Genomic DNA, 15,318 nt, shown 5'->3' with positions numbered 1-15,318 from the left:
ATCGTCCCGCGGCCCCGGCGCGATCTGGCGGATCAATCTGCCCCGTCGCCGGGGGGCGCGGGCGTCTGGCCCGCGCGTGCCGCGCGCCGGCGCACCGCGCCGATGACCGACAGCGCGATCAGCGCGGCGGTGGCCAGCACGAAGCCCGCCGCGATCGGGCGTTCCAGAAACACCATCGGATCGCCGCGTGAAATCAGCATGGCCCGGCGCAGGTTCGTCTCGATCAGCGGGCCCAGCACGAAGCCCAGCAGCAGAAGGGCCGGGCTGAACGCGGCCAGCGCCAGCAGGTATCCAAGCCCGCCGATCACCGCCACCGCGATCAGATCGAAGCTTGATCCGCGCACCGAATAGACCCCAAGGCAGACAAAGACGATGATTGCGGGATACAGCCAGCGGAACGGGATGCGCAGCATCGACACCCAGATCCCGATCAGCGGCAGGTTCAGTATTAGCAGGAACAGGTTGCCGATCCCGAAGCTGACCACCAGCCCCCAGAACATCTCGGGCCGCGCCTCAAGCATCATCGGGCCCGGCTGGATGCCGTGGATGACCAGCGCCCCCAGCATCAGCGCCATGATCGGATCGCCCGGAATGCCCAGCGTCAGCGTTGGCACAAAGGCGGTGATCGCGGCGGCATTATTGGCCGATTCCGGCCCGGCAATGCCCTGAATAGCGCCATTGCCGAACCGTTCGGGCCGCCGCGCGACCCGGCGTTCCAGCGCATAGCTGAGGAAGGATGAAATCGTCGATCCGGTGCCGGGCAGGGCACCGAAAAAGCTGCCCAGCGTGGTGCCGCGCAGGATCGGCCCGGGCATCGCGCGCAGATCGGCCGCCCGCGGCATCATCTGGCGCAGCGAAACGCGATCCGGCCGGCCATGCGTGTCGGCGGTGCGGATATTGGCGATCACCTCGGCCACGCCGAACAGGCCCATCGCCAGCGCCACAAGGTTGATCCCGTCCATCAGCTCGGCCTGGCCAAAGGTGAACCGCTGCGCCCCCGAGGTGACATCGGTGCCCACCGTGCCCAGGATAAGGCCGGTCACCACCATCGCCAGGCTTTTGGCCGGACGCTCGGACCCGACGGTCGCGGCCGCGACCAGGCCCAGCACCATCATCGCGGTATATTCCGCCGCACCAAAGCGCGTGGCCAGCCCCGACAGCCAGCCCGCCAGCATCACCAGCACCCCGATGCCCAGGATCGACCCCGAGAAGGACGACACCATCGCCGTGAACAGCGCCACCCCCGCCCGGCCCTGCCGCGCCATCGGATAGCCGTCCAGCGTGGTGACCGCCGATTGCGGCGTGCCGGGCAGGCGCAGCAGGATCGAGGCGACCGATCCGCCATATTGCGACCCGTAATAGACCCCCGCCAGCATCACCAGCGCCGCCTCGGCCGAGATGTAATAGGTCAGCGGCAGCAACAGCGAAATCGCCGCCATCGCGCCGATCCCCGGCAGCACGCCGACGAAGGTGCCCAGAAAGACGCCAAACAGGCTGTAGATCAGGATCGAAGGTTGCAGCGCGGTGCCAAGGCCGTGGACAAGGCCGTCCCAGGTGGTCATGTCAGCGGCTCCAGGGCCAGACCGGAATGGTCATCTTCAGGGCAAGGATGAACACCGCCCAGGTCAGCAGGCTGACCGCGGTGGCCAGGACCAGCCGCCAGCGCCAGCCCGCCCGCGGCGCGGGGGTGGCGGCGATCAGCACCGCAAGCGCCGTGGTGGGGATCAGGCCCAGACGGGTCATGAACACGCCAAAGACCACGATGGCGGCCAGCACGGCCAGCGCCTCGCGCCCGGCAAAGGCGCGCGCCGTGCCCTGGCGTCGCCAGGCGGGCAGGGCGATCACAAGCCCCAGCCCGGCCAGCAGCGCGCCAAGCAGCACCGGGAAAAAGCCCGGCCCCATCTGGCGCAGCGTGCCCAGGTCGTGGGTCAGGCCCGCATGGGCCGCAACCCCAATCCCAAGGGCGGCCAGCGCGCCGCCCCCGGCGATGTCATGCCAATCGCGTTGCATCGACGGTTGGTCCCGCGCGGCCTAGTTGCGCGACTCGATCCGGTCGATCACCGCGCCCCAGACCGCGGTATCCCCGGCGATCCGCGCCGCAAGATCCTCGGCGCTGCCCGGCGCGGCCTGCCAGCCCATCGCCAGCAGTTTTTCCTGCACGGCGCCATCCTGCAGGATCGCGCCGATCTCGGTGTTCAGTCGCGCGATCACCGCCGGATCGGTGCCGGCGGGGGCGATGAAGGCGTTCCACAACTCGGCCCGGAAGTCCGCGGGCAGGCCCGCCTGTCCGGCGATCACCGGCACATCGGGCACCTGGGCGAAGGGCGCGGTCGAGGTGATGCCCAGCATCTTCATCTTGCCGGCCTGCACATGCGGCATCGCCGCCGACGGGGCCATGAAGCCCGCATCGATTTCGCGGCCCATGATCGAGGTGGTGACCTCGGCATAGCTTTGGAAGGGCACGTGCAGCATCTCGACCCCGGCTGCAACGGCGAACAACTCCGCCGTCAGATGCGCGCCCGATCCTTGCCCGACCGAGCCATAGGCCAGATCGCCCGGATTGGCGCGGGCCTGTTCGACAAAGCCCGCCAGATCGGATGCCTCGGCTTCGGCCGACACGGCCAGCACCAGCGGGCTGGTGGCGACCAGGGCTACCGGGGCGATGTCGCGCGCGACATCATAGCTGATGTCCTTGACCAGCCGGGGCGAGGTGGTCAGCGGGCCGTTGATCGTGGCGCCGAAGGTATGGCCATCGGTCGCGGCCAGCATCTGCTGCACGCCGATCACGCCACCGGCGCCGGGCTTGTTTTCGACCACGACCGGCTGGCCCAGACGTTGCGACAGCGGCTCGGCCACCAGCCGGGCGATCGTGTCGGGCGACGATCCGGCCGGGAAGCCGACGACGATGTGAACCGGAGCGGTGGGCCATTCCTGCGCGGCGGCGGCACCGGCGGACAGGGTCATCACGCTGGCGGCGGCGGTGGCCAGAAGGCTGCGGCGGTTGAACATGGGGGTCATCTTGGGTTCCTTCCTCGACTGCGGCCCCAACCTTTCCCCTTTGGCGGGCAAGGTCAATCCCGATTGACCGGCCTTTGCCGCCCCGGGCCCGTTCAGGGATGGGTCTGTTCGGGGAACCCGCGCAGGCCGGACAGAAGGTGGGCATCGCGCGGGATCTCGACCGGGCTGATCGCGTAAAGCGCCAGCAGCCGCGCCAATGCGGTCAGCGCATCGATGTGGATGCGTTCATAGCCGTGGCTGGCATCGACGCCAAAGGTCACAAGCGCGGTGCGCACATCGGCCCCCGCCTCCAGCGCCGAGGCACTGTCGGATCGGTAATGGCGGAAGATATCCTTCTGATGCCCGATCCCGTCCGCGCGGCACAGGTCGACCAGCTTGCGCGTCAGGTGATAGTCGAACGGTCCGGTCTGGTCGGCCATGGCGATGGTGACGCCATGTTCGCGTGAATTCTGCCCCGGCGCGGTGGTGCCATTGTCCACCGCCACCAGCGAGGCGATGTCAGGCAGCACGACGCCCGCCGCGCCGTGGCCCACCTCTTCGGCGATGGTGAAGAACCACCAGCAATCGACCGGCGGGCGCGCGCGGCCCGCCACCAGCGACTTCAGCGCCGCCAGCATCGCGGCAACGCCCGCCTTGTCATCCAGATGGCGCGAGACGATGTAGCCCGTGTCCGGGAATTCGGTCTGGGGGTCGATGGCGACGTGATCGCCGATCTCGATGCCCAGGGCCTCCAGGTCGGCGGCGCTGTCGGCGCGGGCATCGACCCGCATCTCGACATGGTCCCAGCCGATCGGGGCGCGGTCGACCTCATCGCCGAAGGTATGGCCCGAGGCCAACGGCGGCAGGATGGTGCCGCGCAGGCTGGCGTGATCGGACAACACCGTCGCGCGCGCGCCTTCGGCAAAGCGCGCCGACCAGTGCCCCACGGGCACCAGCGCCAGCCGGCCGTTCGGCTTCAGCGCCTTGACCTGCGCGCCCAGCGTATCCAGGTGGCTGACGCAGGCGCGCGCGCCTTCGGGCCGGGCGCCGGGCAGGCGGGCCCGGATCGCACCCAGCCGGGTCAGCGCGACCTCAAGCCCCAGGTCCTGCAGCGCGCCACAGACATGGCGCACCGCGTCATCGGTGCGCCCGGTGGGGCTTGGGATCGCCAGCAGCGCGGCCAGTTGCGCGCGCAGATAGGTCGCATCAATCGGGGGCAGGTCCACCGGGGGCTGGTCGGTCGGGGGCAGATCGGTCATGTGGCTCCTTTTGCAGGGGGGCAATGGTCAGCGGGAACAGCAGGTCGATGAATTTTTCGGCCGTGGGGCGGGGTTCGTGATTGGCCAGGCCGGGGCGTTCATTCGCCTCGATGAAGACATGATCGGGCAGGGCCGGGTCCTTGACCATCAGGTCGATGCCGGTCACCGGAATGCCGATCGACCGCGCCGCGGCCAGCGCCGCATCGCGCAGCGCCGGGTTCAGGATGTCGGTCACATCGACGATCGTGCCGCCGGTGTGCAGGTTGGCGGTGCGGCGCAGCGTGACCTCTTGCGCGGCCTGGGGGATGCTGTCCCAGGTCAGGCCCTGCGCGGCCAGGCAGCGTTCGGTTTCGTCATCCATCGGAATGCGGCTTTCGCCCCCCGTGGCGGCAGCGCGGCGGCGGCTTTGCGCCTCGGCCAGCTGGCGCAGCGGGGTGACCCCGTCGCCTGTCACCGAGGCGGGCTTGCGGATCGCGGCGGCCACCACCTCGTCGCCGATCACCAGAACGCGCAGGTCGGTGCCGGTGAAACAGGCCTCGACCAGAACATCGGGGCAATGTTGGCGCGCAGCCTCGACCGCGCGTTCCACATCGGCCGGATCGGTCAGGCCGACGGCCACGCCCTTGCCCTGTTCGCCGCGCGCGGGCTTGACCACCAGGCTTTTGTGCCGCGCCAGAAAGTCGCGCCGCGCGCGCGGGCAGTCCACGGTCAGCTGTTCGGGCAGCCGCAGCCCGGCCGCGCCCACGATGCGCCGCGTCACCCGCTTGTCGTCGCAGATCGACAGCGCAACCGCCGAGGTCAGTTCGGACAGCGATTCCCGGCACAGGATCGACCGCCCGCCCTGCGTCAGGCGAAAGATCCCGGCTTCGGTATCGAGGATCGTGACCCCGATGCCGCGGCGGCGCGCCTCATCCACGATGATGCGGGCATAGGGGTTCAGCCCCGCTTCGGGCATCTGGCCGATGAACAGCGGCTGATTGATCGTGTTGCGCCGCTTCAGCGCGAAGGCGGTGATCCGGCGAAAGCCCAGCTTTTCATAGAGCGCGCAGGCCGGGGCGTTGTCATGCAGGACCGACAGGTCCATGTAGGCCGCCCCCCGCGTCTGGAACAGTTCCGCCATCCGCCGCACCAGCGCCTCGCCCACGCCGGGATGCGCGGTCCGGGCACTGACCCCCAGCGACCAGAGCGAGGCCCCCCGCGTCGGATCGTCGAAGGCGCGGGCATGGTCTACCCCCATCGCGGTGCCGATCACCGCGCCGGTCTGGTCATCCTCGGCCACCAGCAGGGTCACCACCCGCGCATCGCGGCGCGCCCAGAAGAAATCCTCGGGGATCGGCACCATGCCGTGTTCGGCGTAAATGGCATTGATCGCCTCGGCATCGGCGCGGCTGGTCAGGCGGCGGATGTGAAAGCCCCGGCGTGCCCGCCGCGCGGGGCGGTAGGTGGCCAGATCCAGCCGCCAGGTCAGCGAGGGGTCCAGAAACACCTCTTGCGGGGCGCAGGCGATGGCCACCTGCGGATCGCGCACATAAAAGGCAATGTCGCGGCTTTGCGCGCTTTCGCCACGCAGCACCGCGGGCAGATCGGCATCCGAGGCGAAGGTCTGGGCAAAGATCAGCCGGCCCCAGCCGCAATCGACCATCGCACCCGTCCGTGCCGCGGATTGCGGGGCGGCCGGGCCTTCGGCATTCATCCGTTTCAGTCGATGCGCCGAGGCCAGTCTTTGCCGGGCCATCGCTCAGACCCCCTGTTGCTGCAGCCACAGTTCCAACAGCCCTACCTGCCACAATTCGGACCCGCGCAGCGGCGTGATGTGATCGGCGGGGGCGGCAAACAGCCGGTTCAGGTAATCGTCGCGAAACAGCCCCCGGTCGCGCGCGCGCTGCGACCCCAGCGCATCGCGCACCATCGCCAGATAGGGGCCGTCCAGATATTTCAGCGCCGGCACCGGGAAATAGCCCTTGGGCCGGTCGATCACCGCGGCGGGGATGACCTTGCGCGCCACCTCTTTCAGGATGCCCTTGCCGCCCTGCGCCAGCTTGAGCTCCGGCGGCATCCGGTTGGCCAGTTCGACCACCTCGTGATCCAGGAAGGGCACCCGCGCCTCAAGGCCCCAGGCCATGGTCATGTTGTCGACCCGTTTCACCGGATCGTCGACCAGCATGACATTGGTATCCAGCCGCAGGGCCTTGTCCACCGGGTCGGGCGCGCCGGGCAGGGCGAAATGGGCGCGCACGAAGTCCAGGCTTTCGTCGCGATCGCACAGCCATTCGGGCGCGACGTGGTCGGCCATGCGCGCCTGATCGCGGTCAAAGAAGGCGGCGGCATAATCGCCCAGCGGATCGGTGGACCCGGCCATCGGCGGATACCAGTGATAGCCGCCGAACACCTCATCGGCGCCCTGGCCCGATTGCACGACGCGGATCGTTTTCGAAACCTCGCGGCTGAGCAGGTAGAAGCCGATATTGTCATAGGACACCATCGGTTCGGACATGGCGGCAATGGTTTCGGGCAGATGCGCGCGCATTTCTTCCGAAGGGATGAAGACCTTGTGGTGATCGGTGCCGTAATGGCGCGCGATCAGGTCGGAATAGGTGAATTCATCCCCGCTTTCGCCATTGGCTGCCTCAAAGCCGATGGAATAGGTGGCCAGGTCGGTCTGCCCCTCTTCGGCCAGAAGCCCGGTGATCAGCGAACTGTCCACGCCGCCGGACAATAGCACCCCCACCGGCACATCGGCCACCATGCGCCGGCGCACGGCCTTGCGCAGCGCGGCCAGCAGCATCTTTTGCCAGTCGGCTTCGGGGCGGTTCAGGTCTTCGGGCGTGCGGCTGTGGTCGGGGCGCCAGTAGACCTGATCGCGGCTGCTGCCATCGGGCGCGATGCGGCGGATCGTGGCGGCCGGCAGCTTGCGCACGCCCTGCAGGATGGTGCGCGGGGCGGGCACGACCGCATGCCAGCTAAGGTAATGGTGCAGCGCGACCCGGTCGATGTCGGTATTCACCCCGCCCGCGCGCAGCAGCGCCGGCAGCGTCGAGGCAAAGCGCAGGCCCCGGCCCACCTCGGCCAGGTAAAGCGGCTTGATCCCGAACCGGTCGCGGACCAGAACCACCTCGCCGCTGTCGCGGTCATGGATGGCAAAGGCGAACATGCCGTGGAACCGTGCGGGCGCCGCGTCCCCCCACTCGGCCCAGGCCTTCAGCACCACCTCGGTATCGCCGGTCGAGGCAAAGCGGTGGCCCCGCTGTTCCAGTTCCGCGCGCAGTTCGGGATAGTTGTAGATGCAGCCGTTGAAGGCGATCGTCAGCCCCGTGGCCGGGTCGACAAAGGGCTGGCGCGCCGCATCGGACAGGTCGATGATCTTCAGCCGCCGGTGGCCAAACCCCACGCGGCCATAGACCGCCACCCCCGCCCCATCGGGCCCACGCGGGGCCATCGCATCGGCCATCGTTTCAATCCGGGCCGCGCTGGCCGGGCTACCGTCAAAGCTGATCTCTCCGCAGATACCGCACATCGGCTGCGCCAAACCTCCATGAATTTCATTTGAAGGCTATTAATTAGTATCGTAATGATAAGAGTTCAACCAAGAGGCGCAAGAAATGGCCGATCCCGGTGCTTTGGACCTGCTGACCCTGCAGCAATCGCTGCGCCGCATCGCCCATGCGACCGAGGTGCATTCGCGCCGGATCGACCGCGAACTGGGCCTGACGCTGCCGCAGCTGTCGGTGCTGTCCTGCGTGCGCGATCTGGGCGGCACGGTGACCAGCCGCGCGATTGCCGCGGCCGCCTATCTTAGCCCGCCGACGGTGGTGGGCATCCTCGACAAGCTGGCGGCCAAGGGCATGGTCGTGCGCGAACGGTCGGACCGTGACCGGCGGATCGTGCATGTGCGGCTGACAGATGCCGGCGCGCAGGCGCTGGCGCGCATTCCCGTTCCGGCGGGCGAGGCCTTTCGCATGGCCTTTCTGGCGCTGGACCCTGCGGCGCGGGCGCGGATCACCGAGGCGTTTCATTGTGTCGCGCAGATGATGGAAGCCTCGGTCCCGCAGGGGCCTTTTCCGCCCGGCCGCGCCGATGCGGGCGCGCCTGCGCCCTTGGGCTGATCCCTTGCCGCCCTGCGCTTCGGGTCCGGCAGTTCAGGTCCCGTCGATCAGGCCCGGCTAGGCCTGCGGCCCGTCCGCTTCGCGTCGCACAAGCCGCAGGTCATGCAGGATGGCAAAGACCGCCGGCGTGATCAGCAGCGCAAGAAAGGTGGCCCCGGTCAGCCCGAAGGCAAGGCTGGCCACGATCGGGCGCAGGAACTGGGCCTGGGTCGATTGTTCGAACAGCAGCGGCCCCAGCCCCACCACCGTGGTCAATGAGGTCAGGAAGATCGGCCGGAACCGGTCGCGCACCGCGTTCACCCCGGCCTCCAGCAAGGGCATGCCGGCGTTGAAATGTTCCTTCATGAAGCCGACCAGCAGGATGGAATTGTTCACCACCACGCCGGCCAGCGTCGCAAGCCCCACAAGGCTGGGCAGTGACAGCTGCATCCCCATCGCCAGATGCCCCCACATCACCCCCACCACCCCCAGCGGGATCGCCAGCAGAACCGCGACCGGCTGCAGGAAGCTGGAAAACTGGAAGGCCAGGATGAGGTAGACCCCGACCAGGCCGATGATCATGTTGCGCGCCAGCGATCCGCCCGTGGTTGCGGTATCCTCGGCCTCGCCCACGATGCTGACGCGCACATCGGGGCGGGTCTCGGCCAGCGCGGGCAGGAAATCGGCGCGCATCGCGGCCATCAACTCGCGCGCATTGGCCACGGCGGGGTTGATCGTGCCGGTCACCGAAACGGTGCGCGCGCCATCCATCCGCATGATGCTGGAATAGCCGCGCGCCTCGGCCACATCGGCCACCGCCGACAGCGGCACCAGCGCGCCATTGGCGGCGGCGATGCGGATCTGGCCGATGTCGTCCAGGCTGGCGCGGTCGTCCGGGGCAAGGCGCACCACGATGTCGCGCTGGCCCAGGCTGTCGGTCACCTCCAGCCCGGTATCGCCGCGCAGGCTGGCGCGCAGTTGCGCGGCGATCGCCTGGGCATTGACACCCAGCGCCGAGGCCGCACCGGGGCGCATCGTGACCACATATTCCGGCTTGCCCGGGCGCAGGTCAAAGCTGACCTCACGCACGCCTTCAAAGCCGCGGAAGAAGGCGCGCAACTCGCGCGCCGTTGCCTCCAGATCGCGCAGGTCGGGGCCCTGCAGGCGCACATCGATCGCCTTGCCGCCGACGCCGCGTTCCTTGTCGGTGAAGACAAGCGACACCATGTCGGGCTGCGGCCCGGTCATCTTGCGCCACTGATCGACGATCTGGGTCACCTGCGTGGTGCGCACACCCGCGGGCAGCAGCTTGGCGCTGATCGTGGCAAGATGCGGTCCGCTTTCCGTCGCCTCGGGGTTGGTGCCGTAGGATACGGTGATGCTTTGCACCAGCGCCTCGCCCTCGGGCTGTTTCGGGGTTTCTTCGGCATTGATCGCCGTCAGCGCGGCCAGCGCCTTGGCCACGCGTTCCTCGGTCAGTGCCGCGGGCGCGCCGGGTGCCAGCAGAAAGCGCGCCTCGACCGTGTCGCTTTCCAGCGCGGGGAAGCTTTGGAACTTCAGCATCCCGGCCGTGAAGGGCACGAAGGCAGTGATCAGCAGAAACCCCGCCATCCCCAGCGTGAAATAGCGATAGCGCAGCGAAAGCCGCGCCAGCGGCACCATCGCCCGGTCGCGCAATGTATCAAAGGCCGCATTCACCCGCCGCGACACCGCCCCCGGCCGCAAATCGCCATGCAGCGCATGCGACAGGTGATTGGGCAGGATCAGAAACGCCTCGATCAGGCTGACGATCAGCGTGATGATCAGGATCAGCGGCAGGAATTTCAGCACCGCCCCGATATTGCCCGCCATGAAGAACAGCGGCCCCACGATCATCACCGTGGTCAGGAAGGACGACACCACCCCCGCGCCAACCTGCTTGACGCCATTCACCGCCGCCGCAAGCGGGCTTTCGCCCGCCAGACGCCGGCGCACGATGTTTTCGGAAATCACGATGGAATCGTCCATCAGCAGGCCGATCGCCACCAGCAGCGCCACCATCGTGATCATGTTCAGGCTTTGCCCGGTCATCTGCATCACGAAAACCGTGCCCAGAAACGATACCGGCAGGCCAAGCGCCACCCAGAAGGAAAAGCGCAGCCCGAAGAACAGCCCCATCACCGCCAGCACCAGGATCAGCCCCTGAACGCCGTTCACGATGATGATGCGCAGCCGCTCGGTGATGTTGGTGGTGGAATCCTGCGAAATGGCCAGCGTGATCCCGTCGGGCGCTTCGGCCCGTGCGGCTTCAAGCTGGCGGTCCAGCGCGGCCTTGACCTTCAGCGCATCCTGCGCGGTGGTCTTGGTGATGTTGATGATCGCGGCGCGCTGGCCGTCGAACAGGGTGGCGAAATGCGGATCGGCAAAGCGCGGGGTGATCCGGGCAACATCGCCCAAAAGCACCTCGGACCCCAGCGAAGCGCCCAGGATCGGGATCTGCGCCAGCTCGGCCGGGCTGCGCCGTTCGCCGGCAAAGCGCACCAACGTATCGCCCTGGCCGCTTTCCAGCGTGCCGCCGGGCATGTCCAGGCTGTTGCGCGACAGCGCCGTGGCGACATCGCCGATGGTCAGCCCATGGCGCAACAACGCCGCGGCGGACAGTTCGATGGCGATTTCACGGTCGGAAAACCCCTCGACACTGGCCTGGGTGATCATCGGATCGCGTTTCAGCGTTTCGGCCAGCGCATCGGCATAGGCCAGCAGAACCGCCGGATCGTCAGGCCCCGTCACCGCGACCGAGGCCACGTTGGCCACGCGTTCGACAATCCGGGTCACCGGGCGTTCGGCCTGATCGGGCAGGCCGGTGACGCCCTCGACGGCGGTTTTCACATCATCGGCAAAGCGGGCCATGTCGGCCCCTTCGGTCATTTCCGCCGTGATCACCGCCAGATTGTCGCGCGACAGGCAGCGCATTTCGGACAGGTTTTCTACCGCGCGGACCGGGTCTTCGATGCGCTGGCAGAGGCCAAGTTCCACCTCGGCGGGCGAGGCGCCGGGGTAGGGGATGCGCACCTCGACTTCGGATGGGGGAACCTCGGGGAAGGTGTCGCGCTGCAACTGGGGGGCGGCGATGATGCCAAGGCCCAGAAAGGCCAGCATCATGATGTTCGCGGCGGTCTTGTGCCGGGCCAGATAGGCGATCATTGCGCGTCATCCTGCCCAAGGGCGCGGCGCGCGATGTCGGCCTGCAGGGCGGTATCCTCAACCGGGCGAACGGTCATGCCGGGCACGGCCACGGCCGGGTCGGTCACCACCAGCAGATCGCCTTCGGCCAGACCCTCGGCGATGACGGCGATCCCGTCGCGGGCAAAGGCGATGCGGACGGCGCGCGGCTCCAGCCGGTCCTCGGCGGTGACGATCAGCGCCCGCCCGCCCTGCACGGCGCGGTCGGGAACCACCAGCGCCGGGCGCGTCGGCGCGGAAAGTTCGACGGTCACGAACATGTCGCGGCGCAGCGGCGGGCGCGTGCCCGGCACCGCCTGCGCCTGCGGCTGATCGACCCGCACCACGATGCCGGTGGCCTGCGTGCGCGCATCGATGGCATCGGACACGCGCACCACGCGCGCCGGCCAGGTGATGTCATGGCCGGCCTGCGACAGACGCACCTGCGCGGTCAGGTCCAGCACGTTCGAGCCTTCGCCCAGCGCGCGCACCAGCGGGCCCATGTCGCCCATGGAGAATTGCGCGCTGACCTCGGCCGCCTCGGTGCCATCGGCGCCAAGCAGCGCGCTGCCGCGGGTGACGAACTGGCCCAGATCGGCCTGAACCGCGGCGATGCGGATGTCGAAGGGCGCGGTGATGCGGGTGAAGTCCAGGCTGCGCGCGGCACTGGCGCGTTGCGCCTGCAGCACCGCGCGTTCGGCGGCATTCAGCGACAGCTGGTTTTCAATCTCGGTCAGTTTCGCGCGCGCGGCCAGTTCCTGCCGGGCGGCCTGATCGCGCGCGGCCTGCGCGATCGTGCCCTGCTGCAGCAGGTCTTCCTGACGCTTCAGGTCGGATTGGCTGATGTCCAGATCGGCGCGGCTGATCGACAGGCTGGCGGTCAGGGTTTCGTCGCGCACATCCAGCGCGGCCAGCTGCGCATCGATCTGCGCCAGTGACAGCAGGATGTCGGTATCATCCAGCCGCAGCAACTCGGTGCCCGCAGGTGCGATCTGCCCGCTGGCCAGAAGCGGTGACGTCTCGATGATCGTGCCGTCCACCCGCGCCACCGCCCGCCATTCCCGCGCCGGTGCCACCGCGCCATAGCCGCTGACGCGGGGCCGGAATTCGGTGGCCGCCACACGCACCACGCGGACCGCAGGCACCTGCGCCTGGGCCGCCTTGGCCCCCGGCGCGGCCTTTAGCGATCCGGAAACCGCGATGGCCAACAGCCCCGCCGCGATCGGCACGGCAACGGCCAGCCCCCGCAACAGGCCTTTGGTCCAGGTTTTCGGGGTCCAGCTTTGCATGGCGATATCTCCGGAATGCGCCACGAAACCGTATCGGGGCGCACCCGCCCTGACAATGTCTTTCGGGCGCCCGGATCGTCGCACCCCGCCAGGCAGGGGCGGGCGCTGTCAGGCCTGCCAGACCAGGCCCGGGCGATAGCGCGCGGCGATCCGGCCTTCGGACAGGGCGAACAGATGCAGCCAGCCCTTGTCGAACAGCCCGCGCACCGCATCGTGGCCCCGCAGCACCTGGGTGATTGCCGTCGTCGGGGCCTCAATCAGGACCGACAGGCGCAGCGGTTCATGGATCAGCCGCTCGCCATCTTGAACCGCCTGCCAGGGCAGGCCGGTGCGCAGGATGCCGCCATTGCCCTGGGTCACGCCGATGCCGCCGATGACATTGTGGATCAGCTTGTTGCCGCTGCCAAAGGCGGTTGGTGCCACGGTCGAGCCATAATATTGCAGGCTGATCCAGCTGGCCACCACCACCGGCGCGGTCAGGATCAGCTCCAGGGTGGCAAAGCCGTCGTCGTCCCGCCAGTCATAGCTGTGCAGGAAGGCGCGGCCGCCAAGGTCGGCCCCCGCGGTGGCCCGGCGCGGCGCGGCGATGAAGGCCGAACAGCCCGCAAGCCCCCATTCGGGGCGCAGCTCGGCCCAGTTCGCCGCCCGCGCGCCCATCGCTTGCGGCGCGCGCGCCCCGGGCAAGCGGCCGGCCCGTTCGGCGCAGGCGATGGCGCCCGCGCGGCCAAGCCAGGCGCGGGCGCGCGCGATATCCCCGGCATGATCCGGCGCGGGGGTGTCGGGGTAAAGCGTGATCCCGTCGGTGGTGGTGTCATGCAGCCCGGCCAGGAACAGCGTATCGCGCGGCAGCGCGATCCCATGCGCGGGCAGGCCCGCCCGGGTTTCGGGATCGTTCAGCAACTGCGCCAGCAGCCGGGCCGGGATCTCGCCGCTATGCCCGCCGCAGGCGCCACAGTGATAAGCGCTTTCCTGCGGGTTGTTCGTCATCTGCGCCCCATGCCCCAGCAGCAGCACCAGCCGGGCATGGCCGCGCATCAGGCCCATCGCCGTCAGGATCTTGGCGGCCGTGGCGGCCTTCTGGGCGGCGTCCAGCGGTGGATCAAGCCGCGGCGGGGGGCTGGGCGGGGGCGATTGCGGCGCGCGCGCCAGGCTGTCGCGGATCAGCTTCCAGCCATAGGCGGGGCCCGCGGCCTCGACAAAGGCGAAAGACGACACCGCGGCCTGCCGGAAGCGGCCCCAGGCCCGGGCGGCGCGCGCGCCGATCCGCGCGGCCTGTTCGGCCCGGGGCGCGGCATGGCTGCACGCGCCAAGGCCCGGCTGCAGCAGTACCGGCAGATGCGGGCGGGCGATGTCGGTGCCATGCGCCCGATGCGCCAGCGGCAGGCCGAAGAACCCGGCAAAACCGATCGTCGCAATCCCGGGGTCCAGCTGTTCCAGTGCCCGGCGGATCACCTCGGACCGCACGTCGATGCAGAAGGCGGCCTGCAGGGCGGGGCGGGCGCCGTCATCCGTGCCCGTGACGGCAGCGCCGGTCAGGCGCTGCGCCAGGGTGCGTTGATGGGCGCGCTCGGCGGCCTCTTGCGCGATTGCGTCGATCACCTGATCGGCGCTGGGCGTGATGGGTGCTGCATGCGCGGCAAGGGTTGCGGCCCAATCGGTGGCCACCTGCGGGGCATGGGCAAACAGCGCCTCTTCCCAGATCAGGCGGATCGCCAGCAGATCGGCCAGCGTCGCATCGGTTCCGCCCGTCAGTTCCGCCTGCCACAAGATCGCGCGCGCATGTTGGGCCCAGCCGCCAAGCTCGGTCAGCAGGCGGTGAAAGACGGTCTCGGCGGCCGCTTCGGGGATGCCCAGCCGGTCGGCCGCGCGCAGGATGGCGCGTTCGGCCGTATCGGGTGCGGTGGCCACATGGGCGCAAAAGCCTGCAAGGCCCGCGATCTCGGGGGTCAGGTCATGGCTGGCCCAGTCGCGCCAGGCGGCAAAGGCGCCCTTGCCTGGCGCGGGCGTCCAAAGCGCCTGGCCCTGATCAAAATGCCCCGCCGCCCACAGCCCGAAGCTGCGCGCGATCACCGCCGGCCAGTCGGTGCCCGTCGCCCGCGCGGCCAGATCGGCCAGGCTGGGCAAGGTCGCAGGCGCGGGGCTGGGCCGGGACAGCGCCGCCAGCAGCGCGGCCAGATCGGCCGGGCGCTGGGGGTGGGGGCAGGCGGCCAGCGCCGCGGCCAGATCCGCCTTGGTGATGGTCCCGGCCTGAACCGCGGCGGCATAGCAGGCCCGGTCCCGCGTCAGCCGCACCCCCGCCACCCGCGCCAGCCGCGCGGCGGCGGTGGCCAGGTCATCGCGGGCATGGCCCAGGAAGGGGTTGACCGCGACCGTCGCGGTCAGCGGAAAGGCCGGCGGGATCGCCCGGGCCGCGGCCTCGGCGGCGTGAAGAAGCCCGGCGACGCGGTCGGGGGCAATCTGGTTATGGCGTGCGAACATGATGTCTTTGCC

The 15,318-nt window shown here is 69.2% G+C and carries 10 protein-coding genes; 1 reads left to right on the top strand and 9 read right to left on the bottom strand.

Annotation, left to right across the window (positions count from 1 at the left end):
- Window positions 1–32: 32 nt before the first annotated feature.
- From MXB90_RS11530 to MXB90_RS11505, 6 genes are all read right to left on the bottom strand, one after another.
- A complete protein-coding gene (locus tag MXB90_RS11530) occupies window positions 33–1,562 on the bottom strand; it encodes a tripartite tricarboxylate transporter permease (protein WP_250044853.1) in 1,530 nt (509 codons plus the stop codon).
- A gap of 1 nt (window position 1,563) precedes the next feature.
- Window positions 1,564–2,010: a tripartite tricarboxylate transporter TctB family protein gene (locus MXB90_RS11525; protein ID WP_250044851.1), complete on the bottom strand. Its 447-nt coding sequence runs from the start codon at window positions 2,008–2,010 to the stop codon at window positions 1,564–1,566.
- Window positions 2,011–2,031: 21 nt separating this feature from the next.
- Window positions 2,032–3,018 carry a Bug family tripartite tricarboxylate transporter substrate binding protein gene (locus MXB90_RS11520; RefSeq protein WP_250044848.1) on the bottom strand — a complete coding sequence of 329 codons (987 nt, stop codon included), beginning with the start codon at window positions 3,016–3,018 and terminating at the stop codon, window positions 2,032–2,034.
- Between the two features lie 92 nt (window positions 3,019–3,110).
- Entirely contained in the window at window positions 3,111–4,256 is a 1,146-nt protein-coding gene (locus tag MXB90_RS11515; RefSeq protein ID WP_250044845.1) for an osmoprotectant NAGGN system M42 family peptidase, read from the bottom strand.
- Window positions 4,204–5,991, bottom strand: coding sequence for an N-acetylglutaminylglutamine synthetase (ngg, locus tag MXB90_RS11510; protein ID WP_250044843.1), 1,788 nt, complete (start codon window positions 5,989–5,991; stop codon window positions 4,204–4,206). Before ngg ends, MXB90_RS11515 begins: the two co-directional genes overlap by 53 nt.
- Before the next feature lie 3 nt (window positions 5,992–5,994).
- Window positions 5,995–7,770 carry an N-acetylglutaminylglutamine amidotransferase gene (locus MXB90_RS11505; RefSeq protein ID WP_250044833.1) on the bottom strand — a complete coding sequence of 592 codons (1,776 nt, stop codon included), beginning with the start codon at window positions 7,768–7,770 and terminating at the stop codon, window positions 5,995–5,997.
- An 85-nt stretch (window positions 7,771–7,855) separates the two neighbouring features.
- Between MXB90_RS11505 and MXB90_RS11500 the strand changes: the two genes are divergently transcribed.
- A complete protein-coding gene (locus MXB90_RS11500) occupies window positions 7,856–8,359 on the top strand; it encodes a MarR family winged helix-turn-helix transcriptional regulator (RefSeq protein ID WP_250044830.1) in 504 nt (167 codons plus the stop codon).
- Between the two features lie 57 nt (window positions 8,360–8,416).
- On the opposite strand, the gene MXB90_RS11495 is transcribed toward MXB90_RS11500, so the two are convergent.
- The 3 genes from MXB90_RS11495 to MXB90_RS11485 all read right to left on the bottom strand — a co-directional run bounded on the left by MXB90_RS11495 (window position 8,417) and on the right by MXB90_RS11485 (window position 15,306).
- Window positions 8,417–11,521, bottom strand: a complete 3,105-nt coding sequence (locus MXB90_RS11495) for an efflux RND transporter permease subunit (protein WP_250044828.1) — start codon at window positions 11,519–11,521, stop codon at window positions 8,417–8,419.
- Window positions 11,518–12,828 (bottom strand): efflux RND transporter periplasmic adaptor subunit, encoded by a 1,311-nt coding sequence (locus MXB90_RS11490; RefSeq protein WP_250044826.1) that lies wholly within the window; start codon window positions 12,826–12,828, stop codon window positions 11,518–11,520. Before MXB90_RS11490 ends, MXB90_RS11495 begins: the two co-directional genes overlap by 4 nt.
- A 108-nt stretch (window positions 12,829–12,936) precedes the next feature.
- The gene (locus MXB90_RS11485) at window positions 12,937–15,306 is read right to left on the bottom strand and encodes a YbcC family protein (protein WP_250044824.1); all 2,370 of its coding nucleotides are present in this window, start codon (window positions 15,304–15,306) and stop codon (window positions 12,937–12,939) included.
- Window positions 15,307–15,318 lie beyond the last annotated feature (12 nt).

Source organism: Phaeovulum molybdatiresistens, assembly GCF_023544865.1.
Taxonomy (GTDB): domain Bacteria; phylum Pseudomonadota; class Alphaproteobacteria; order Rhodobacterales; family Rhodobacteraceae; genus Pontitalea.
This window is presented reverse-complemented; position numbering and strand designations above follow the sequence as displayed.

Excerpts from the sequence above, each read along its gene's own strand:
- MXB90_RS11530 (WP_250044853.1), bottom strand. The coding sequence starts at position 1,562 with ATGACCACCTGGGACGGCCTTGTCCACGGCCTTGGCACCGCGCTGCAA.
- MXB90_RS11525 (WP_250044851.1), bottom strand. The coding sequence starts at position 2,010 with ATGCAACGCGATTGGCATGACATCGCCGGGGGCGGCGCGCTGGCCGCC.
- MXB90_RS11520 (WP_250044848.1), bottom strand. The coding sequence starts at position 3,018 with ATGACCCCCATGTTCAACCGCCGCAGCCTTCTGGCCACCGCCGCCGCC.
- MXB90_RS11515 (WP_250044845.1), bottom strand. The coding sequence starts at position 4,256 with ATGACCGATCTGCCCCCGACCGACCAGCCCCCGGTGGACCTGCCCCCG.
- ngg (WP_250044843.1), bottom strand. The coding sequence starts at position 5,991 with ATGGCCCGGCAAAGACTGGCCTCGGCGCATCGACTGAAACGGATGAAT.
- MXB90_RS11505 (WP_250044833.1), bottom strand. The coding sequence starts at position 7,770 with ATGTGCGGTATCTGCGGAGAGATCAGCTTTGACGGTAGCCCGGCCAGC.
- MXB90_RS11500 (WP_250044830.1), top strand. The coding sequence starts at position 7,856 with ATGGCCGATCCCGGTGCTTTGGACCTGCTGACCCTGCAGCAATCGCTG.
- MXB90_RS11495 (WP_250044828.1), bottom strand. The coding sequence starts at position 11,521 with ATGATCGCCTATCTGGCCCGGCACAAGACCGCCGCGAACATCATGATG.
- MXB90_RS11490 (WP_250044826.1), bottom strand. The coding sequence starts at position 12,828 with ATGCAAAGCTGGACCCCGAAAACCTGGACCAAAGGCCTGTTGCGGGGG.
- MXB90_RS11485 (WP_250044824.1), bottom strand. The coding sequence starts at position 15,306 with ATGTTCGCACGCCATAACCAGATTGCCCCCGACCGCGTCGCCGGGCTT.